This window comes from Rhizobium sp. Nf11,1 (genome assembly GCF_050587665.1).
Taxonomy (GTDB): domain Bacteria; phylum Pseudomonadota; class Alphaproteobacteria; order Rhizobiales; family Rhizobiaceae; genus Rhizobium.
Map to the genome: position 1 here is coordinate 13,128 of NZ_JBOBHU010000030.1, position 19,049 is coordinate 32,176.

16 protein-coding genes are annotated in these 19,049 nt (G+C 60.8%); 12 read left to right on the forward strand and 4 right to left on the reverse strand.

The annotated features are described in order from the left end of the window. The first annotated feature begins 10 nt into the window (after nucleotides 1–10). From ACQ7C1_RS28910 to ACQ7C1_RS28955, 10 genes are all read left to right on the forward strand, one after another. Nucleotides 11–730 carry a heme-copper oxidase subunit III family protein gene (locus ACQ7C1_RS28910; RefSeq protein WP_430960761.1) on the forward strand — a complete coding sequence of 240 codons (720 nt, stop codon included), beginning with the start codon at nucleotides 11–13 and terminating at the stop codon, nucleotides 728–730. Nucleotides 731–737: 7 nt separating this feature from the next. Beyond that, nucleotides 738–1,103: a cytochrome C oxidase subunit IV family protein gene (locus tag ACQ7C1_RS28915; RefSeq protein ID WP_183705870.1), complete on the forward strand. Its 366-nt coding sequence runs from the start codon at nucleotides 738–740 to the stop codon at nucleotides 1,101–1,103. Nucleotides 1,104–1,214: 111 nt separating this feature from the next. Then, nucleotides 1,215–1,796, forward strand: a complete 582-nt coding sequence (locus ACQ7C1_RS28920) for a dienelactone hydrolase family protein (RefSeq protein WP_430960762.1) — start codon at nucleotides 1,215–1,217, stop codon at nucleotides 1,794–1,796. A 143-nt stretch (nucleotides 1,797–1,939) separates the two neighbouring features. Then, complete coding sequence (locus ACQ7C1_RS28925; RefSeq protein WP_430960763.1) at nucleotides 1,940–2,947, forward strand: helix-turn-helix domain-containing protein; 1,008 nt, start codon at nucleotides 1,940–1,942, stop codon at nucleotides 2,945–2,947. A gap of 414 nt (nucleotides 2,948–3,361) precedes the next feature. Then, complete coding sequence (locus tag ACQ7C1_RS28930) at nucleotides 3,362–4,537, forward strand: efflux RND transporter periplasmic adaptor subunit (protein WP_430960764.1); 1,176 nt, start codon at nucleotides 3,362–3,364, stop codon at nucleotides 4,535–4,537. A 67-nt stretch (nucleotides 4,538–4,604) separates the two neighbouring features. After that, nucleotides 4,605–5,309, forward strand: coding sequence for an ABC transporter ATP-binding protein (locus tag ACQ7C1_RS28935; protein WP_430960765.1), 705 nt, complete (start codon nucleotides 4,605–4,607; stop codon nucleotides 5,307–5,309). Continuing rightward, the gene (locus ACQ7C1_RS28940; protein ID WP_430960766.1) at nucleotides 5,306–6,445 is read left to right on the forward strand and encodes an ABC transporter permease; all 1,140 of its coding nucleotides are present in this window, start codon (nucleotides 5,306–5,308) and stop codon (nucleotides 6,443–6,445) included. Before ACQ7C1_RS28935 ends, ACQ7C1_RS28940 begins: the two co-directional genes overlap by 4 nt. A 4-nt stretch (nucleotides 6,446–6,449) precedes the next feature. Further along, nucleotides 6,450–7,676: an ABC transporter permease gene (locus ACQ7C1_RS28945; RefSeq protein WP_430960767.1), complete on the forward strand. Its 1,227-nt coding sequence runs from the start codon at nucleotides 6,450–6,452 to the stop codon at nucleotides 7,674–7,676. Nucleotides 7,677–8,058: 382 nt separating this feature from the next. Beyond that, a complete protein-coding gene (locus tag ACQ7C1_RS28950; protein WP_430960768.1) occupies nucleotides 8,059–9,549 on the forward strand; it encodes a right-handed parallel beta-helix repeat-containing protein in 1,491 nt (496 codons plus the stop codon). 353 nt (nucleotides 9,550–9,902) lie between these two features. Next, entirely contained in the window at nucleotides 9,903–11,372 is a 1,470-nt protein-coding gene (locus tag ACQ7C1_RS28955; protein WP_430960769.1) for a right-handed parallel beta-helix repeat-containing protein, read from the forward strand. Nucleotides 11,373–11,476: 104 nt separating this feature from the next. On the opposite strand, the gene ACQ7C1_RS28960 is transcribed toward ACQ7C1_RS28955, so the two are convergent. Both ACQ7C1_RS28960 and ACQ7C1_RS28965 read right to left on the reverse strand, forming a co-directional pair. Beyond that, nucleotides 11,477–12,253, reverse strand: coding sequence for a protocatechuate 3,4-dioxygenase (locus ACQ7C1_RS28960; protein ID WP_430960770.1), 777 nt, complete (start codon nucleotides 12,251–12,253; stop codon nucleotides 11,477–11,479). 118 nt (nucleotides 12,254–12,371) lie between these two features. Beyond that, nucleotides 12,372–14,273, reverse strand: a complete 1,902-nt coding sequence (locus ACQ7C1_RS28965; RefSeq protein WP_430960771.1) for a potassium transporter Kup — start codon at nucleotides 14,271–14,273, stop codon at nucleotides 12,372–12,374. 215 nt (nucleotides 14,274–14,488) lie between these two features. Here ACQ7C1_RS28965 and ACQ7C1_RS28970 point away from each other — a divergent pair, with 215 nt between their 5' ends. Continuing rightward, nucleotides 14,489–16,072: a Na+/H+ antiporter gene (locus ACQ7C1_RS28970; protein WP_430960772.1), complete on the forward strand. Its 1,584-nt coding sequence runs from the start codon at nucleotides 14,489–14,491 to the stop codon at nucleotides 16,070–16,072. Between the two features lie 414 nt (nucleotides 16,073–16,486). Then, a complete protein-coding gene (locus tag ACQ7C1_RS28975; RefSeq protein ID WP_430960773.1) occupies nucleotides 16,487–16,909 on the forward strand; it encodes a TIGR02594 family protein in 423 nt (140 codons plus the stop codon). 109 nt (nucleotides 16,910–17,018) lie between these two features. On the opposite strand, the gene ACQ7C1_RS28980 is transcribed toward ACQ7C1_RS28975, so the two are convergent. Further along, nucleotides 17,019–17,507, reverse strand: coding sequence for a hypothetical protein (locus ACQ7C1_RS28980; protein ID WP_430960774.1), 489 nt, complete (start codon nucleotides 17,505–17,507; stop codon nucleotides 17,019–17,021). Between the two features lie 117 nt (nucleotides 17,508–17,624). Further along, entirely contained in the window at nucleotides 17,625–19,028 is a 1,404-nt protein-coding gene (locus tag ACQ7C1_RS28985; protein WP_430960775.1) for a pyridoxal phosphate-dependent decarboxylase family protein, read from the reverse strand. Nucleotides 19,029–19,049 lie beyond the last annotated feature (21 nt).

A 19,049-nucleotide genomic window follows, 5' to 3' on the forward strand; every position in this document is an offset into this window, starting at 1 on the left:
GGATTTGCAGATGGCACATTCTGTCCAGACACACGGTGAGGCAGACCTCAGGCCCGCGGGCCTTCGCGGAGTCGCGGCCGATTTCAGCTCGGATCAGCGCGCCTTCAAGACCGCCTCCTGGGGCAAGGCGATGATGTGGATTTTTCTGCTCAGCGACACCTTCGTCTTCGGCTGTTTTCTGATCGCCTATATGACCGCCCGCATGTCGACGCCCGTCGCGTGGCCCAATCCAAGCGAGGTCTTCGCGCTCCACATCGGCGGCCAGGATGTGCCGCTGATCCTGATCGCGATCATGACCTTCGTGCTGATCTCCAGCAGTGGCACCATGGCGATGGCGGTCAATTTCGGCTATCGCCGCGACCGCCGCGTGACTGCGATACTCATGCTGCTGACGGCAGTTCTTGGCGTAACCTTCGTCAGCATGCAGGCTTTCGAATGGACGAAACTGATCACCGAAGGCGTGCGCCCCTGGGAGAACCCCTGGGGGGCAGCCCAGTTCGGATCGTCCTTCTTCATGATCACCGGCTTCCACGGCACCCATGTGACGATCGGCGTTATCTTCCTGCTCATCATCGCCCGCAAGGTCTGGCGGGGCGATTTCGACGTGGAACGGCGGGGCTTCTTCACCAGCCGGAAAGGTCGCTACGAGGCCGTCGAGATCATGGGCCTCTACTGGCACTTCGTCGACCTGGTCTGGGTCTTCATCTTCGCGTTTTTTTATCTATGGTGAGGTCGTCATGAGCGAGACAACGGCGCATGCCCAAACCCAAACGGCGCATGCACAAGCACAGACGGGACAGCAACATCCGATCCGGCTCTATCTCTTCGTCTGGGGCCTGCTCTTCGTGCTCAGCGCCTTTTCCTACCTTGTCGATTATTTCGGCATTCAGGGCTATCTCAGATGGACGCTGATCCTTCTGTTCATGATGCTGAAGGCGGGGCTGATCGTCGCCGTCTTCATGCATATGGCCTGGGAGCGGCTGGCGCTCGTCTACGCCATCCTGCTGCCGCCGGTGCTGGTGCTGGTCTTCGTGGCACTGATGGTATCGGAATCGCAATACACGATCTTTACGCGGCTCGCCTTTTTCGGCGCGGCCCCTTAAATATTGTCGTCGGGGGCTGAGTGCGACGTCCGAGATGACTGCCGCAGGCCCGGTCTGAACTCCTCTGAACTTTCTTATCGAACGGGCCAACACCTCGACGGGAGACGCCTTATGGCTGAGATCTTGCTGTTCCACCACGCACAAGGGTTGACCCCTGGAGTGCATGCCTTCGCAGACGAGATCAGGGCGGCGGGCCACATCGTACACACGCCTGATCTATTCGATGGACGCACGTTCCATAGCATCGAGGAGGGGCTCGCCTATATCGGCGAGATCGGATTCGACACGATCAGGGAACACGGTGTCCGGCTCGCCGACGAGCTACCTCCCGGACTGGTCTATGCCGGCTTCTCATTTGGGGTGCTGCCGGCGCAGAAGCTGGCACAAACGCGGCCTGGAGCCCGCGGGGCTCTGCTTTTCTATTCCTGCCTGCCGATCAGCGGCGAGTGGGCCTTCGGATCCTGGCCGGAGAGCGTTCCGGTCCAGATCCACGGCATGGACAACGATCCGATCTTCGTCGGCGAGGGTGACATCGATGCGGCCCGCGAAATCGTGGCGAAGGTCACGGACGCGGAGCTTTTCCTCTATCCCGGCGACCAGCACTACTTCGCCGACAGCTCGCTTCCGACATATGACGCGGATGCTACCGCGCTGCTCACTGCACGTGTGCTTGCGTTTCTGGGGCGCGTCTGATCCGGCGTTGATGGCCCGCTCGAACCCCGCGACCGCAAATCTAAAATTCCCATATAAAATATGTCCTAAAACATGATGGAGGTCGCGCCGGGCGCCGGACTCGGCAATGATGGCGCCGTTCGTCATTCCGATCTTGGAGTCCCATGATCTTCATTCCGCTTCCCTTCGTCGTTGCTCTCCTGCTGCTCATCCTCTTCGTCGCTGTTCTCAGGCGCGATGAGGAGGTGGCGCCGAACCTGCCTTTTCTGGCGCTGATCCTGGTTTCGGCGCTGCAATCCGCGCTTTCCGGCCTGCGTTGGGGCTATGGTGTGCAGGGCGTGGGGCTGGTTGTGCCCGTGATTGCAGCAGTGGTGCCGCCGCTTGCCTATGGCGGGGTTTCCAGGCTGGTGAGGACGAGCCGGCGGTCGCTTGCTGGGCGGATCGGGCTGCATGCCGTGCCCGCTATCTTCATCCTGCTGCTGGTGACCTTCTGGCGGGATGCGATCGACGTGGCGCTAGTGCTCATCTTCGTCGGTTACGCCGTGGCAATCCTGCTTTTGATGCGCCCGGGGGCGGACGCGCTGCGGCTCGCGCCCTTCGAAGGCGCCGTGCCGGCCTATCGGGCGATCATCTTCGCGGCAGCCGCGCTTTGTCTATCGGCCGCTGTCGATATTCTTGTCTTCCTCGATTTCATCTCAGCGCATAGCGAGCGGGCGCTGGCACTGATCAGCGTGGGAAATCTCGCCGCCCTCGTTATCCTCGGCATTGCTGCGGCAGCTGCCAGCCGCAGCCGGGTGCCGCCGGAAATAACAGAGGTAGCGCCGAGGTCTGATACCAGCGAGGACAAGGGGACGATCGCGGCGGTCGATGCGCTGATGGAGGCAAAGAAGCTTTATCGCGACGCCAATCTCAACCTCGACCGGCTGGCCCGCAAGGCCGGAATCCCCGCCCGTCAGATCTCGGCAGCGATCAATCGGGCGATGGACAAAAACGTCTCGCAGTATGTCAACGACTACAGAATCGGCGAGGCCTGCCGCCTGCTCTCCGCCACCGAAAAATCGGTGACCGAGGTGATGTTCGAGGTCGGCTTCCAAACGAAGTCGAACTTCAATCGGGAGTTCAGGCGGGTGACCGATATGACGCCGGTGGCTTGGCGGCAGCGGAGGGGGTGAGGTGCGGGGCCACCCGGCCTTGCTCTTCTGTAGGACTCGCCATCGATTGTTGTGGCGGGCGTGCCGTGGGACACCCCCCTCTGCCCTGCCGGGCATCTCCCCCACAAAGGGGGGAGATTGGCTGGGCGAGATGGCTTCCTCAAACAACTAAAGCCCCAAAATAACGAAAGCTTGTAATTGTCGATGCCGTTGGAGAGGGACCAATGGTCAAGCCTCTTGCCGATCTCCACCCTTGTGGGGGAGATGCCCGGCAGGGCAGAGGGGGGTGCCACACGGCAATACAGTTGTTGGGTGAGGCGCGCATGCGCAGTCACGGCCGCCAATAGTGCAGCCACCACGTACACAATCGCGATCGAGGCATGCCTGAAACATGTTCCAGGTCGCGATTTTTTCGCCCGCGGTCATTCTGTCGGCATGAACACGACATCGGAACATGAACGACACCTTGCCGCCAGGCTCAGATCGCTTTCGATCGAGCCCACGGTCTTCGAGATTGAGCCGCGGGAGCGCCGAGCCCGGCGGCGGGGAGTATCGGCGATGCTTGCCCTTGCTGGGGTGGTGTCGCTGGCGGTGGCTCTTCTTTATCGGCCGGATGCGCTAGAGCGGATCGCTACCCTTGCAAAGTTTATGCGCGGTGACGCAGTTCTATCGGCTGGTGGAGCGGCGTTGCCAGTCACGAGTTTGCCTGAGGATGCGGCGGTTGACGACGCCACGCCAACTCCGGGCATCGTCGCACCGACCCGGGGTACGCCAAGCCGCGAGATCACAGGCTCCGGTTATGTCGTGGCACCCGACATCGCCACCGTTTTTTCCAAATATGGGGGGCGGATCGTCGCCATCGAGGTCGAGGCGGGCGATCCGGTCGTGGCAGGCCAAGTGCTCGTTCGGCTTGATGATGCCGGCGCACGTTTCGCGCTCCGAGGCGCCTATATAGCGGGGCGGGCGGCGGAGCTGGCGCTGGAGGCGAGGAACATCACACTTGCCCAGGCGCGATCTTCGCTGGATCGTGCGGAGCGGTTGGCTGGGCGTGACGCCATATCGGCCGAGGCGCTGGAGGCAGCGCGCACGGCCTTCGATACGGCCGGCAATGCCGCGGCACTGGCAAGGCAGGATCTCGAAAAGGCGAAGCTCGATATCGACAGGGCGCGCGAGCAGATGGAGGCACTGACCGTGCGGGCGCCGATTTCCGGCACAGTGACGCGGCTCAATGCGCATGTCGGCGACACCGTACTGTCGCGCGAGGATAGCGTGCGGGAGAACGAAAGCCTGCTTGCCATCACCGATTCCGCAAGCCTGGCCATCGATGCCGATGTGGCCGAGGCCAATATGGCGCTGCTGCGTCCGGGTCTCAACGGCGAGGCCGTGCTCGAAGGCTTCCCCGATAAACCGTTCGCGGTCGAAGTGGCGAAAATTGCACCGGTCCTTTCCAAGGAGAAGGGCACGGTGACGTTGCGCTTGTCGCCCTCTTCGCCGCCGCCGGGCATGCGGCCTGCAATGGCGGCGCGCATCCGGCTGGTGGTCGGCGAGGAGGCTCAGCACGCCGCCTCGTCCTTCGAGGCTCCGGCCGCTGGCCTGCGTATCTCAAGATGAGGGCTGATCGGTTTCCACGTCGCGAACCTTCGAGGCCACAACCAGCAGACCACCAAAGAGCAGAACCATGATAGACACCACAGAACCCTATATCGCCCTTGTTGGCGTCAGCAAGTCCTTCAGAATCGGAGCGGAGACGATTCCGATCTTTTCCGGGCTCGATCTCTTCATTCCGCGCGGCGATTTCGTTGCTGTCATGGGACCCTCCGGTTCCGGGAAATCGACATTGCTCAACATGCTCGGTGGTATCGACAGCCCGGATGCCGGTGAAATCAGGGTCGGCCGCAGCCATCTCGAGCAGATGGGCGAAGGAGCAAGGGCGGTCTGGCGGGCACATGCCATGGGCATCGTCTTCCAGTTTTATAATCTGCTGCCGATGCTGAACGCGGCGGAGAACATCGAGTTGCCGCTGTTGTTGAAGCCGCTCGGCTGCAAGGAGCGACGGGCTCGCGTCGATACGGTCATGGATCTCGTCGGACTTGCGGGCCGCCAGCGGCAGTTTCCATCGAGCATGTCGGGCGGGCAGCGGCAGCGCGTCGGCATTGCCCGCGCCATCGTGACCGATCCAGATCTTATTCTCTGCGACGAGCCGACCGGCGATCTCGATCGCAGATCGGCCGATGACATCTTGGAGATGCTGAGTTTTCTCAATCGCGAGCTTCAGAAGACCATCATCATGGTCACGCATGATCCCGAGGCCGCTTCCTTTGCTCGTCGCACGCTGCATCTCAACAAGGGCGAATTCGTCAGCGAGGAAAGGACGGGCCGATGACCATCTTTCAGCTCATGCGTCGCAATGTCTGGCGCAAGCGGCTGCGCGCCATTTTGCTAATGTTTTCAGTCGGCGTCGCCTTCCTGATCTACGGGCTTACGGCGAGCTTCGTCAGCGGCAGCCAAGGAGCGGCCGGCGCCAGCGACAATCTGCTCGGCGTCTCCAACAAAGCGAGCCGCGGGCTGCCGTTGCCGCTTGCTTATCTCAACCGGATCGCGGCCGACCGGGATGTCGCCGCAGTCGCCTATACCGCACGCATGCGGGGCTTCGTCGAGGTCGAAAAGAATGTGGTTGCCGTCAGCGCCGTCGATCCACAGGCGATCGCCGCCGCCAACGGCGACGAACTCAAACTGACGCCGGAGTTGATCGCGGCATTGGAAGAGGCCGGTGATCGGGTGCTGGTCGGCAGGGCACTGGCGGAAGCCGAGGGCTGGTCGATCGGCCAGCGCATCGGCTTTACCGGTCAGCTTGCCAGGGCTGACGGCACGCGCAATTGGAGCTTCACGATCGCGGGTATTTTTGAGGGCGCGGATGCCAGCACCGATACCTATTTCATGCTCGCCCGCTACGACGCCCTCAATGCCGCTCGTGCGCGTGACAAGGATACTGTCGACGCCTTTGTGGTACGTCCGCGCCCGGGCGTGTCACCAAGTGTGCTGGCAGCGCGGATCGATGCTCTATTCGCCAATTCGGCGGCGCAGACGAGGACGCAGTCGGAAAAGCAGTTCCTTGAAGCGTTTCTCCGGCAATTCGCTGATATCGGCCTGATCGTGAGCCTCGTCGTGGGGGCGGCCTTCGTCACCATCCTGATGATCGTGGTCAACACTATGCTCTTCGCGGTGAGAGAGCGGCGTTTCGAGATCGGCGTCTTGAAGGTGCTCGGCTTTTCTAGTCCGCGGATTCTAGCGCTCATTCTTGGCGAGACATTGTTTATCTTTCTTGTCGGCGGCGCGGGCGGACTTGTTCTGGCCAAGCTTGCGGCGCTTTCCATCGGACCGGAGTTCGGCCTCGTCTTCGGCACGAGCGTGCTTGCGAAATCTCTCGCCATCATGGCAGGGCTCGGCCTGCTGACCGGGCTGTTGCCTGCGGTGATCGCCGTGCGCCTGCCCATCGTCAACGCCTTCAGAACGAGATAATCCAATGTCATCAACGCTCAAGCAGACCTTTCTTATGATCAGAGTCAACCTTGGCAGCTTGCCGCGCCGGCTGTGGATCTCGTTGTCGATGGTGCTGTCGGTCGCTCTCGTCGTGGCGGTGCTCTCAGGTTTCCTGGCGATGGCGCGCGGTTTCGAGGCCGCGCTCGCTGGCGCCGGGTCGGCTGATATCGTCGTCATTTTCGGCGGCGGCACCAACCAGGAGACTGGTTCGGAGGTGCCGGCCGAGGCAATCCGCAGCCTTGCGGCCATGAGCGGCGAGACCGGGATCGCGCGCGACGGCGCGAGCGGGCCTGCATTGTCGCGCGAGACCGTCGTTCCCGTCGATGTCAGACAAGGCGAAGGCGTCGAGCAGGCGCTGTCGCTCAGAGGCATGGATCCGGCAGGCCCCGGCTTGCGTGAACGCGCGCGGCTTTCGCGGGGGCGGCTGTTTTCGCAAGGCGCGCGTGAGATCGTCGTCGGTGCCCGCATCGCCGATACTTTTCCGGGTTTCGCGGTTGGCGACACGATCCGCCTTGGCGCGCTCGACTGGAGGATCGTCGGGCATTTCACTTCAGACGGCAGCGCCTTTGAATCCGAGATCTGGGCGGATCTGGAGACGGTGCAATCGGCTTTCGACCGGCAGGGGCAGGTGCAGAGCCTGCGTGTGCGGCTCGACGGGGAAGGCGATCCCGCAAGAGCACTGGCGGCATTGCGTGATCGGTTGTCGGCCTTGCCCGGCACGCCGCTCGTGGCCGTTTCCGAGATTGGGCTCTACGCCGGCCAGGCCGAGCGCACCGAGAGCCTGATCCGCCTGTTCGGCTGGCCTATCGCGCTGCTGATGGCGATCGGTGCGTCGGCGGGTGCCTTGAATACGATGATGAGTTCGGTTTCCGACCGCAGCGTTGAGATCGCTACGCTGCGCCTCCTCGGCTTTGCCCGCCTGCCGGCTTTGGTCGCTACCTGGGTGGAGGCGGTGCTCCTGTCGGTGGCCGGCGCCGGCCTCGGTGTCTTGGCCTCCAAGCTCGCTTTCGATGGTTGGCAGGCAAGCACGATGGGCGGCAACACGACCAGGATGGCCTTTCAGCTCGACGTCACTCCCGACGTGGTGTTCACTGCCGGCCTGCTGGGCCTTGCCATCGGCATCCTCGGCGGCGCCCTGCCGGCGATTGCCGCCGCTCGCCTGCCGTTGACTTCGGCGCTGCAGGCGAGGGGAGAAATAGCGCTGAGATGATCACCCGCCCCGTCATTCGAGAGGCCCTCTGGCCTGCTCACGATTGGGGCTGATTGGCATAGCTGGCGCTGTGGCTTCATGCGAATCGCAAGCAGAATCACTGCGGTACCGCCTGGAAGGAAGATATCTCGCTGCCCGACGTTCCTCGATTTATTCGCCTCTGAGTCGCTATTTTCCCTGTTTTGGTTGCGGCTTTTCAGCGCCTTATCAGACCGGGGGCCGTTGCCTGTGGAACAAAACCCGTAAACCGGTCGCTGCCGCATTGACAACATCTTCTCGCCTTCTTGCCGTGGACGGTTGCCCCGGCCGCAGGACGATTGGCCGATCCCGGTCGGTCTCAGTGGCGACATAGCGATCCGACGAACAGGGCAACATTGGTGATATGACAATCTACTATGTGAACTCAGCGACTGGCTCCGACCGCAACGGTGGGACAAACCAGAACTCGGCTTTTGCGACTTTGTCCAAAGTGGAATCCTTGGCACTGAAACCAGGCGACAGCGTGCTGCTCGCCAAGGGGAGCGTGTTCAACGAACAATTCGATATCAAATATTCTGGCAGCGAGAGCGCGCCAATCAAGATCGGCAGTTACGGGACGGGGGCCGCACCCGTCATCCATAGCGGCGGCGACGGCATCCACAGTCTCTATGCCTCCAACATCGTTATCGAGAATCTCAAGATATCGAATACCGGCGGTGCTGGCATTTATGGCGGCAGCGTCAAGAACTGGACGGTGCGCGATGTCGAGATCACCAAAACGGGATTGTCGGAAAGCGCAGGTGCGGTCACCTTCCGGAGCAGCAAGAATGTCACGGTCGAAAACAGCAAGATATCGGACGTCAAGAGCGACGGCTTCTGGATCGAGAAAGTCGAAGGTGTCAAACTTCTGAACAACGCCGTTACCAGCGCAAACGGCTCGACGGCAGATGCCGTGCAGATCAACGACAGCAGCAGTATTCTGGTGAAGGGCAATCATCTCGATCAGACCCATGCCAGCAGCCCCAAGGGCGTTATCGCACTGATTGGGGCTACGGATGCCGTGGTCGAGGACAATGTGCTTACCGGCGGCGGCTTTGGTATCAGCGCGCAAACCGGCAAGAACGTCGCGATCCACGACAACGACATCTCGGGATATCATGGTTACGACTGGTCCTTTGCCATTGGTCTCGGCGATCAGGGCGACGCGCGAGACTACGACATCGCCGGCAATCACATCCATGATGGCGCATGGGGCGTGGTCATCACCGCCCCCATCGGCAGCCCCAGCTATGCCCGCACGAATATCGAGGTCCACGACAATGTCTTCGACGACCTGTCTCGGGCGGCGCTGAAGCTCGACAGGCCCGCGTCGGGCTCCTTTTACAACAATATCGTCGAGAGTGGCGTCACGGCCACCAGCATTGCGCGTTCCGTTGCCGACTCGCACACCTTTTCCGTCAGCAACAATCAGACCATCGCCAATGTCGAGACGGTGCTGGCGATCTCGGCTACCAAGGCTGCCGCTACGACGGAAGCGGCCATGGATGCCGCGGTCGTCGCTGCCCATGACAATTTGAAGATCATCACCGACACGGGTGCGGCCCATCACGGCAATCTTCTCGAAAACGACAGCTCAGACAACGGAACCCTGGCGCTCCGCCGCTTCGGCCACGAAACCGTCGGCAAGCACGGACTGACGCTGACGGGCGACTATGGCGTCATCCATGTGGACCGCGATGGCAACTATTCCTACACGCTCGATGAAACGAAGCTCCCCGACCATGATGGACATGTGAGCGAATCCTTCAGTTACGAAATCAATGATGGCAACTCGCATCATAGTGACGCGGATGCGCTGACCGTTTACATCCATATGGATGGCTTGCTGAGCTGAGTGGCCCGAGTGCGAGGAGCGGGTTGATCCCGCCCTCGTGTTCCGAGGCTCCGGCCTTTGGCCGGACGCCTTGGCCGGCGCCTCGTCCTGACCGTCAAGCGGCAGCACGGCGCTTACCGTTCATTCACCTTTTAGTCGTTATTTCCTAGATTATCTTCTCGTAAGTTGTATTATCCAGAGCAGCCTCCGCCAGGCGCTTCTCGGGAATAAGGCAGGCCATGGTCTGCTGGCTGCCGTAACGTAACGGCAATGGAACGCCATGTTGTTGAGCATGGCTTCAGATCCCGATCGCATCCGATCCACTCGTTGCAGCCGAACCAGACGGCTGCGCGACAATGCGAGAACACGGCGATATGACAATCTATTATGTGAATTCAGCGACTGGCTCCAACACCAATGCCGGAACCAGTGCGGACGCGCCCATCGCGTCGTTCTGGGCGGTAGAAAACCTGAAGCTGCAGCCGGGCGACAGCGTACTGCTCGCGGCCGGCACGGTATACAACGACCAGCTCGACTTGAAGTATTCCGGCACCGTCGCTGCCCCGATCACCATCGGCAGCTACGGCGTTGGCGATGCGCCCGTCATCACGAGCCCCAATGACGGCATTCACAGCCTATATGCCTCGAACATCGTCATTGAGAATATCAAGATCTCAGACACTGGTGGCGCGGCCATCTATGGTGGCTATGTCTCAAATTGGACCATTCGGAATGTCGAGGTCGATCACACCGGATTGTCCAAATCCGGCTCCATCACCTTCCGGACCGGCTCAAACCTCACGATCGAAAACAGCACGATCAACGACGTCAATGGCGACGGCATCTGGGTCGAGAAGTTCAACGGTGTCACGCTCCTTAACAGCACCGTCACCAATGCCCACGGTACCACAGCGGATGCCGTCCAGATCAACGACAGCAGCAACATCGTCATAAGCGGCAATTACCTCGACCAGACTGGTGCCATCACTCCTAAAGGCGTGTTGGCGCTCATCCGACCTGTGGATGCTGTTGTTGAAGGCAACACGCTCATCGGCGGCGGATTCGGGATCACTGCGCAAGCCGGCACAAATGTCGCCATCCATGACAACGATATCTCCGGCTATGGCGGCTACAGCTGGTCCTATGCGATCGGCCTCGGCGACCAGGGGGATACGCGTAATTACGATATCGCTGGAAATTACATCCATGATGGCGCCTGGGGCGTGGCAGTCAGCGCCGCGGGCACGACCACTTATGTCCGCGAGGGTATCGAGATCTACGGCAATCTCTTCGACGACCTGACCCAGGCGGCATTGAAGGTCGACCGGCCGGCATCCGGATCCTTCCATGACAATTTTATCGCGAGCGATGTCACGCCATACAGCATTTCCCCCTCGATCATCGCTGCAGGCACCTTTCCCGTCAGCGATAACACGATCGTCGAAGAAGGTCCTACCACGTTTGCAAGCGCCGACAGCCTCGCCGCCGCGGATGCGAGCGTCAGCCTCGTATCGGACACCGGGCTCACATCTCACAACGACCTGAAACTTGCTGCCGACAAGATTGCAGCGGATAAAGTCGGCGCTCATCATGACAATCCAATCTGGGAAAACGGCATATCGGATGAGACCCTGCTGCTTCGTCACTTCGGCAAGGCTGCTGTCGAAAAGCACGGGTCGACATTTGGCAACGGCGATCACGGCGTCACCATCGAAGCCGCCGATCTTGCTGGCCCGGAAAACAGCAGCGAAGTTTCACACCATGAGATCACGCCTCAGCCGTTGCATCATTCAGAAGCGGATCCGCTGATCGTCTCTATCCTTCAACACGGCATGCTGCACTGAGGATAGCGGGGCGCATCGCCGCTACGGGGCGAAGCCGTGGCGGCATCAGAGGTCGCCGAGCAGCGTTCGGTGAAAAGGCTCTCTTGTCGCTCGCCGCCATCGGCTCAGGAAGAGAGGCCGATCGTAATCGTGGCGGAAAGCACGCCGCTATCGAGCTTCTCAAAATCGAAGATGTGATCGGTAGCGTCCTGCGGAATGAGGCCGTCATTGTCGTTGCGCGTATCGCGGCGGGGGCGTTCACGATAGTCGGGATGCTCACCATAGATGATGTCACTCAGGGCGTCGTCGAAATAGAGCTGGCTGACGAGAAGCTCCTTGCCGTCCGCGAGGATGCGGCAATGAACATGCGGCGTGCGGCCACTATACCATCCCGGATAGGCTGTCAAAAAACTTGCCTGCCCGGCCTCGTCGGTCAGTTGGCGACCGCGAAAGGCGAGCCCGCTGATTGCCTCGGCGTCACCAAGCGTACACATCTTCGCAGCCTCTCGGCCGGAATAGATGCCACGGTGATCGGTATGCCAGATTTCGATGTGGGCGTTTTCGACCGGCCGGCAGTCGGCGGCATGGACGATACGGAGGGCCAGCCGCAACGGCAGTCCGGCTTGTCCTTCAGAGATGTCCTGGCGGGCCGGGACGTCGTTGACATGGCAGGGGCCAAGGGTCTGGGCCAGGGTCACGACGCAATTCGGGCGAGTGCGGAAGAGCGGCGCGGGCAGCTTTTCCAGGGCGACAGACTTGGTGCCGCCGCTCAGGAAATCAGTGCCCTTCCAGTCGAATGTCCTGGCTGCCGCCACGACATGCCGCCGCGGCCAGATTGCCGTCGCAACAACCGAGGATGCGGCAATCGCGGCGCCGCCAAGTACAAGAGTGCGCCTCTTCATATGTCCTCCTTTGTCTCAAGACCTGGCGTGTAAGGGGGCAGGCCAGCACCTTCAGTTAAATCCCGGCAATGATCACAGTGACGAGGCTGTCGGCGAAGCAGGGCGATGCCATCAGACCTTAGATGGCAACCTGTTCGCCAAGCTCGACAACGCGGTTTGACGGCAGGTTGAAATAGTCGGAGGGATCGATGGCAAAGCCTTCCAGCGCCATGAATATGCGTTCCTGCCAGCCGGGCAGGCCGGTGTTCGGCGTCCTGACGAGGTTGCGGCGGCCGAGATAGAAGGACGTTTTCATGATCTCGAACTTGAAACCTCCTTCTCTACAGAGCGCTAGCGCCCTGGTGACATCGGGATCGTCCATGAAGCCGAAAGTTATATCGAGACGCACGAAACGCGGCGAGAGTTGGCTTATCTTGATGCGCCTGTTGTCGGGAACATAGGGTTCGTCCTCGGTCCAGACAGTCAAGATGACGTTCTGTTCGTGGAGCACATGATTGTGCTTGAGATTGTGGAGCAGAACGTTCGGCGTCCGGTCTGGCACGCTGGTAAGAAAAACCGCCGTTCCCGGAACGGTAACCGGTGAATGATCCGACTTCCGCTCGATCGACCGGATGAAGGAATCGAGCGGAATTTCGTTGTTGGCCCGCAGTCTCTTGAGGTAGGCCTGCCCACGGGTCCAAGTCCACATCAAAATCATGATCGCCAGCGCCAGGGCGACCGGAACCCAGCCGCCATCGTGGATCTTCAGCAGATTGGCTGCCAGGAACAAGACTTCGATAATGAAGAGGGGCAGCAGCAGCATGGCGGCTAGCATGAGCGAGTAGCCCCAGACAGCCCGCAGGAATTGGAAGGACAGCATGGTCGAGATGACCATGGTTCCAGTCACCGATATACCGTAGGCAGTCGCCAGCGACTCGGAGTCGCCAAAGGAGAAGATCAGCATCAGCACGCCGACCAGCAGGAGGAGATTGACGCTCGGTACGTAGATTTGGCCCGTGTTGGTCTCGGACGTGAATTTAATCCGCAGCCTCGGCAGGAAGCCGAGATGAACCGCCGAGCGGGCGAGAGAAAACGCGCCGGTGATGACGGCCTGGCTGGCGATGATCGTTGCCATTGTCGCGAGTATGACAACTGGCAACAGGATCCAATCCGGATACATCAGAAAGAATGGGTTGGTGGCCGTTTCGGGATGGGCGAGAACGAGCGCGCCCTGGCCGAGATAGTTCAGGAGCAATGCGGGAAAGACGAGCACGAACCATGCCGTCTGGATGGGACGGCGGCCGAAATGTCCGAGATCGGCATAGAGCGCTTCGGCACCCGTCACCGTCAGAAAGACGGCGCCGAGCACGATAAGGCCGACCGTGCCGGCATGAGCGAGGAATGAGAGCGCATTGATCGGATTGAGGGCGGCCAGAATCCTCCAGTCGTCGCCGATATGGATCAAGCCGCCGGCAGCCATGGCCAGAAACCATAAGACCGTTATCGGCCCGAAAAACATGGAGACAGCTGCAGTCCCCCTCGACTGCGCGGCAAAGAGAACGATCATGATCGCAGCCGAGGCGAGCGGGACATAATCGGCAAAGGTCGGCGTGACCAGCTTCAAACCTTCGAGCGCTGACATGACCGAGAGGGCAGGCGTGATCATTGCATCGCCGATGAAGAGGGCTGCCCCGATCAGCCCGGCGAAGAACAGGACCGGCACGTTTCGCCCCATCTTCTTCATCAGGAGGGCAAGAAGCGAGAGGGTGCCACCTTCGCCGTCATTGTCCGCCCTGAGAAGGAACAGCACATATTTGAAAGTCACGATAACGGTTAGCGTCCAGACCATCAGAGAGATCAGGCCGATCACTTCCGGCTCGTGTATGCCATCGGCAGCAAAAGGCCTGAGCGCCTCGCGAAAGGCGTAGAGCGGGCTGGTGCCGATATCGCCATATACGACGCCGACCGCACCGACGACCAATCCGACAAAGCCGCTCCGACTGCCGAGGTCACTGCTCTTGTCCGCATGTGTTGAAGTCATGTTTCCCCGCTCACGCCGCTTGCTTACAGACAGAAACATATGCCGCATTGGAGAAGGGCAAGTAAATTCGTGTCGGTGCAATCTTTTCGTGGCGAAGCGAAGCATGACTGTCGGCCCCGACATGCCTGCCGCGAGGAGTTCGGAATGAATCGATTTCGGTCCTGAAAATTATGTAGTAGGCATCCGAAATCAGTATTTAGGCGGGGCCAAGCGAGATGGAACCCACTCAATTGTTCGAGCTGGTCATTGCGATGTTTCTCGCGATCATCGCGCTGCATTACGCTGCCCACAGGCTGGGACTGCCGCCGTCCGTGGCGCTGCTGGCCGGCGGCGCTCTGCTGGCCTTCGTGCCGGGGCTGCCGGCGATCACCGTCGATCCCGGGCTGGTGCTTGTCATCTTCCTGCCACCGCTCTTGATGGACGGCGCCTGGGCCATTGCTCTCGTGAGGCTGCGGCGCCATATGATCGGCATTGCCTCGCTCGCCGTCGGAGCAGTATTCTTCACCTGTGCCGTCGTGGCCGTCGTGACTCATCTTCTCTTTCCGTCACTTCCCTGGGCCGCCTGTGCAGCACTTGGCGCGATCGTTGCACCGCCTGATGCGGTGTCGGCCCGTGCCGTGCTGGAGCGCGTCAGGTTGCCGCGGCGGCTGCAGATTCTGCTGGAAGGCGAGAGTTTGCTGAACGATGCGAGCGGTCTGGTTCTCTTCCGCTTTGCCGTCGCCGCCGCCGCAACGGGAAGTTTCAGCGCGATGGAGGCGGCTGCCAGCTTCCTTGTGCTGGCGCTCGGCGGCGCGGTCGTCGGCGTCGTTGTCGGAACGGTGTGGGTGAAATTCGTCCGGCGCCTGGGCGACGAATATCTCATCATCGCCGCCACTGTGCTGCTCGCCTGGATATCCTATCTGCTCGGCGAACTGCTGCACGTTTCCGGCGTCATTGCCACGGTTACCACGGGTCTGATCGCTTCCTGGCACCAGCACACCGTATTCTCGGCCGCAACGCGCATGCGAGGCACGTCGTTCTGGACTGTGATGATCTTCCTGATGGAGGCTTCAGTTTTTACATTGATCGGGCTGTCGTTGCGCGACGTCGTTGAGCGCGGCGGTGGTTTTACCACAGTTATCGCGACCATGGGACTGCCGATGCTGGCGATCCTCGTGACGCTCGTGATCGCCCGCTTTGCATGGGTCTTCGCCTCAGATATCGTCATCCGGCTTTGTGCTCCGCTGGGGTTCAAACGCGCCAAGCCGCTGGGCGCCGGCGGCGCCACCGTCCTCAGCTGGGCCGGCGTGCGGGGCGTGGTGACGCTTGCCCTGGCGCTCAGCCTGCCAGAAGAATTCCCCGGCCGCGACTTCATCCTCGCAACATCATTTGCCGTCATTGTCGGAACCGTGCTCGTCCAGGGAACGAGTTTGGGGCGGATTATTGCCTGGGCGCGGCTGGTGGAGCCGGAGACGGAAAGGGCGCGTCTCACAATGAGTCAGGCCGAAGCCGCCATGGCGCAGGCGCAGCTTGGAACCGTCCAAAACCTGGCATACGACCCTGAGGGAAATCTCATCCACCCGCAATTGCTGGAGCGATACCAACGCCGAGCCACTGCTATCGTCGATTACGCCGCGAGAACGGAACATTATATCCCGATGCTCCACGCCCATTTTGATGTCGTTCTCGAGGCGGTTGCGACCGGCCGTCGGGAACTCATTCGGCTCCACCGCGCCGGTGATATCGACGACGAGACGCTGGAGGAGCTGGAACGGGATCTCGATCTGGAGGAATTGAGCGCGATTTCAGCTAAAGCCTGAGTTTGCGATCGAGCCAGATCAAAGACGGCCGGGAAAAATACCCACTGCATTCGAAGTATTCGATGCGATCATGGAAATATAAATCCCTTCGTAACTAATGCCGTCCCACCGGATCGTTGCGAGTGCCGGCGGATTGTTCCGCTTCGGCTCCCATATGGCATCGGGCTTTCGTCACCCCCAACATCGAATTCTCTATTTTTCGACTTCGCCAGCTGAGCGTTTGGAGATTGCCAATATTCGTCCGTTTTTCCGGTAACGTCGCCGGTCGCTTAAGTTTTATTTCTTTAAATCCGGGAAAAATACGCGGTCAAATTGCTTCTAATTGCCGCCATGATTCAAATATACGTTCCGGCCGCGATTTTTTCTTCGCCACATTTCGGATGTTTCAAATTGTCCAAACAATGGTGAGAAACAATGAAAATTATTCTCGTCATAGCCCTCACGGTTTTTGCCGTGCCGTGTGAGGCCGACATGCTCGTCACGGCTTCGAAATATAATCGCATGCACGAACGTTCTATTTCATTTCTCAGCATCAATCCCCGCAGAACGTCGTGGTGCGGAGCATTCCTCGCCTTTGTCGCCAAACGATCGTCACGCCAGCCGCCGCCCAATCCCAATATGGCAGTTTCCTGGAAAAGCTTCGGCAAACCTGTCTTCTTTCGTTCGGCAAGGCGGGGAGATGTCGTTGTGATCCGAAGCGGCAGGCGGTTCCATGTCAGCCTGTTCGATCACTTCGATCAGCGGCACCAATACGTCTATCTCTTCGGCGGCAACCAATCCAACCGCGTCCAGCTGTCACGCTACCGCGCCAGCTCGGTCGTTGCCGTTCGACGATGAAGCCGTTCTGTTGATTGGCACCTGGTTCAACGGTCGGCTCTCGTGCTGAGGTTCGGAGGCTGCGCCTCGAAGGAGGGGCGGCTAATCGTTGGAATCTGCGCACCGATCGTCAATCAAACCCGTCCAACGCACATAGCACGCCATCGATGGGGATGGAGGGTAGCCTTTCGCGCGTGATGTCGAATCGCCAGGCTTTGACCAGATTCTCGGATCGATAAGAGCCATCTGGCTGTTCCGCCATCCTGCCGAGTGCAAAGATGGCGGCATCAGGAAACCGCCTCGACGAGCAAAAGGCCGGCTGCAGAAGTTCGTGGCGGGGGCTCGGCTTTGAGATCGTTACCTGGTCGATCACGGTCCAGACGGGGAGACTTCCATTCATGCCGGTCTGGCGTCGAAGCACCAGCAAAAGCTTTGCGCCGCATTTTAGCTCGGCTGCCGCATAGGCTGGGCCTCCGACCATTCCTGGTAGTACCGTTCCGCCGATCTCCACGCAGCCCTTCGCAGGAGGAGGCGTCGATTTTCCACGCGCCTCACTGGCATCGCCGGTGGCTGGAATCAGCGTGAGAAGAGCGGCAATCGCGGGGAGATATCGAGACATGGCAAACCGTTGAGAACATGCGGCGAGGAATCGGCTGGTTGAATTCGCAGTGCTTAAGCGAGGACCGTAATCCTGCTCGGGAAGGCGTCAATGGCTGAGGTTGCAAGTGGAACAAGGTCAGTCGCGGCTGACACTCCGGAAGGCAGCGATGATGCTGTCGGCGGCCATTCGGGCTTCGTCCGCGGTCGTCTGGAAGTTGGTGACGGAGAGGCGCAGCACATCGCGGCCGCGCCATTTGGCGCCGCCGGCGAAGAGGGTGGCGTCGTCGCGGATCTTCGCGATGGTCTTACGGGTGATCGCGTCGCTTTCATCGTCCGGGCGGTCGGCGGCGAACCGGAGGATGAGCTGGTTCAGCGTGATCTCGTTCAAGGTGGTGATGCCTGGTTCGCGCTGGAGATGCTCGGCCAGCAGGCGGGCCGACGCGCAACATTGGTCGATGAGGGCGGCGATGCCGTCGCGGCCGAGATGTTTCAGCATCGCCCAGGTGGCGAAGCCCCGAGCGCGCCTGGAAAGCTCCGGCACGTAATGGGAGGGATCACGCTCGCCCTCGGCTGCGAGCGGCAGGTAGCTTGCGGCGATCGTCATGGCGCGGCGGTGGGCAAGCTCGTTGCGCACAATTGCATAGCCGCAGTCATAGGGCGTCTGCAGCCATTTATGACCATCCGTCGCCCAGCTGTCGGCCGCCTCGACCCCGCGGCTGAGATGGCAGAATTTCTCCGAAGCCTGCGCCCAGAGGCCAAAGGCGCCGTCGATATGCACCCAGGCGCCTTTTTCCTTCAGGGCCGGGATGATCCGACGAAAATCGTCAAAGCAGCCGGTATTGATCTGCCCGGCCTGGAGGATGGCGATGCAAGGGCCGATGACCGACGTAAGCGCGTCGCCGAGCGCGGCCGGATCGATCCGGCCCATTGAATCGGTCGGCAGGCGCAGCACGCGGTCATGGCCGATGCCGAGGAATTGAAGCGCCGAGAAGACCGTCGTGTGGGCGTCGTCGCCGATCAGCACCGTGATCTCGGGCGCGCCGAACAGGCCTTTTGCGTCCGCATCCCAGCCAGCCTTGCGCAGCACCTCGCCGCGGGCAGCGGCAAGGCAGGTGAAATTGGCGACCGTGGCTCCCGTGACGAAGCCGACGGAGCTTTCGGGCGGCAGCTTCAATATGTCGACAAGCCATTTGGCCGAAACGGTTTCGACGGCCGCCGCGGCCGGGGCGGCGACGTGGTTTCCGGCATTCTGTCCCCAGGCGCTGGTCAGGAAATCGGCCGCGACGCCGACCGGATGAGAGCCGCCGATGACCCAGCCAAAGAAGCGTGGGCCCGTGGTGAAATGCAGGCCGGGCTCGGCGTTCGCGGCGAGCTGCCTGATGACATCGGCCATATCGGCGCCGGCCGCCGGCAGCGGCTCGTCGAAGGTGGCGAGCGAAGCGGCATAATCGTGCCGGGGCACATGGCGGGCCGGCGCGCGCTCACGAAACCCGGCTGCAAGCCGGGCGGCTTCCTGAAACAGAGACGCGATTGCCGACATGCGTTCCCCCTGCGCCGGACG

Excerpts from the sequence above, each read along its gene's own strand:
- ACQ7C1_RS28910 (WP_430960761.1), top strand. The coding sequence starts at position 11 with ATGGCACATTCTGTCCAGACACACGGTGAGGCAGACCTCAGGCCCGCG.
- ACQ7C1_RS28985 (WP_430960775.1), bottom strand. The coding sequence starts at position 19,028 with ATGTCGGCAATCGCGTCTCTGTTTCAGGAAGCCGCCCGGCTTGCAGCC.
- ACQ7C1_RS28930 (WP_430960764.1), top strand. The coding sequence starts at position 3,362 with ATGAACACGACATCGGAACATGAACGACACCTTGCCGCCAGGCTCAGA.
- ACQ7C1_RS28980 (WP_430960774.1), bottom strand. The coding sequence starts at position 17,507 with ATGTCTCGATATCTCCCCGCGATTGCCGCTCTTCTCACGCTGATTCCA.
- ACQ7C1_RS28920 (WP_430960762.1), top strand. The coding sequence starts at position 1,215 with ATGGCTGAGATCTTGCTGTTCCACCACGCACAAGGGTTGACCCCTGGA.
- ACQ7C1_RS28965 (WP_430960771.1), bottom strand. The coding sequence starts at position 14,273 with ATGACTTCAACACATGCGGACAAGAGCAGTGACCTCGGCAGTCGGAGC.
- ACQ7C1_RS28945 (WP_430960767.1), top strand. The coding sequence starts at position 6,450 with ATGTCATCAACGCTCAAGCAGACCTTTCTTATGATCAGAGTCAACCTT.
- ACQ7C1_RS28915 (WP_183705870.1), top strand. The coding sequence starts at position 738 with ATGAGCGAGACAACGGCGCATGCCCAAACCCAAACGGCGCATGCACAA.
- ACQ7C1_RS28955 (WP_430960769.1), top strand. The coding sequence starts at position 9,903 with ATGACAATCTATTATGTGAATTCAGCGACTGGCTCCAACACCAATGCC.
- ACQ7C1_RS28975 (WP_430960773.1), top strand. The coding sequence starts at position 16,487 with ATGAAAATTATTCTCGTCATAGCCCTCACGGTTTTTGCCGTGCCGTGT.
- ACQ7C1_RS28960 (WP_430960770.1), bottom strand. The coding sequence starts at position 12,253 with ATGAAGAGGCGCACTCTTGTACTTGGCGGCGCCGCGATTGCCGCATCC.
- ACQ7C1_RS28950 (WP_430960768.1), top strand. The coding sequence starts at position 8,059 with ATGACAATCTACTATGTGAACTCAGCGACTGGCTCCGACCGCAACGGT.
- ACQ7C1_RS28940 (WP_430960766.1), top strand. The coding sequence starts at position 5,306 with ATGACCATCTTTCAGCTCATGCGTCGCAATGTCTGGCGCAAGCGGCTG.
- ACQ7C1_RS28970 (WP_430960772.1), top strand. The coding sequence starts at position 14,489 with ATGGAACCCACTCAATTGTTCGAGCTGGTCATTGCGATGTTTCTCGCG.
- ACQ7C1_RS28925 (WP_430960763.1), top strand. The coding sequence starts at position 1,940 with ATGATCTTCATTCCGCTTCCCTTCGTCGTTGCTCTCCTGCTGCTCATC.
- ACQ7C1_RS28935 (WP_430960765.1), top strand. The coding sequence starts at position 4,605 with ATGATAGACACCACAGAACCCTATATCGCCCTTGTTGGCGTCAGCAAG.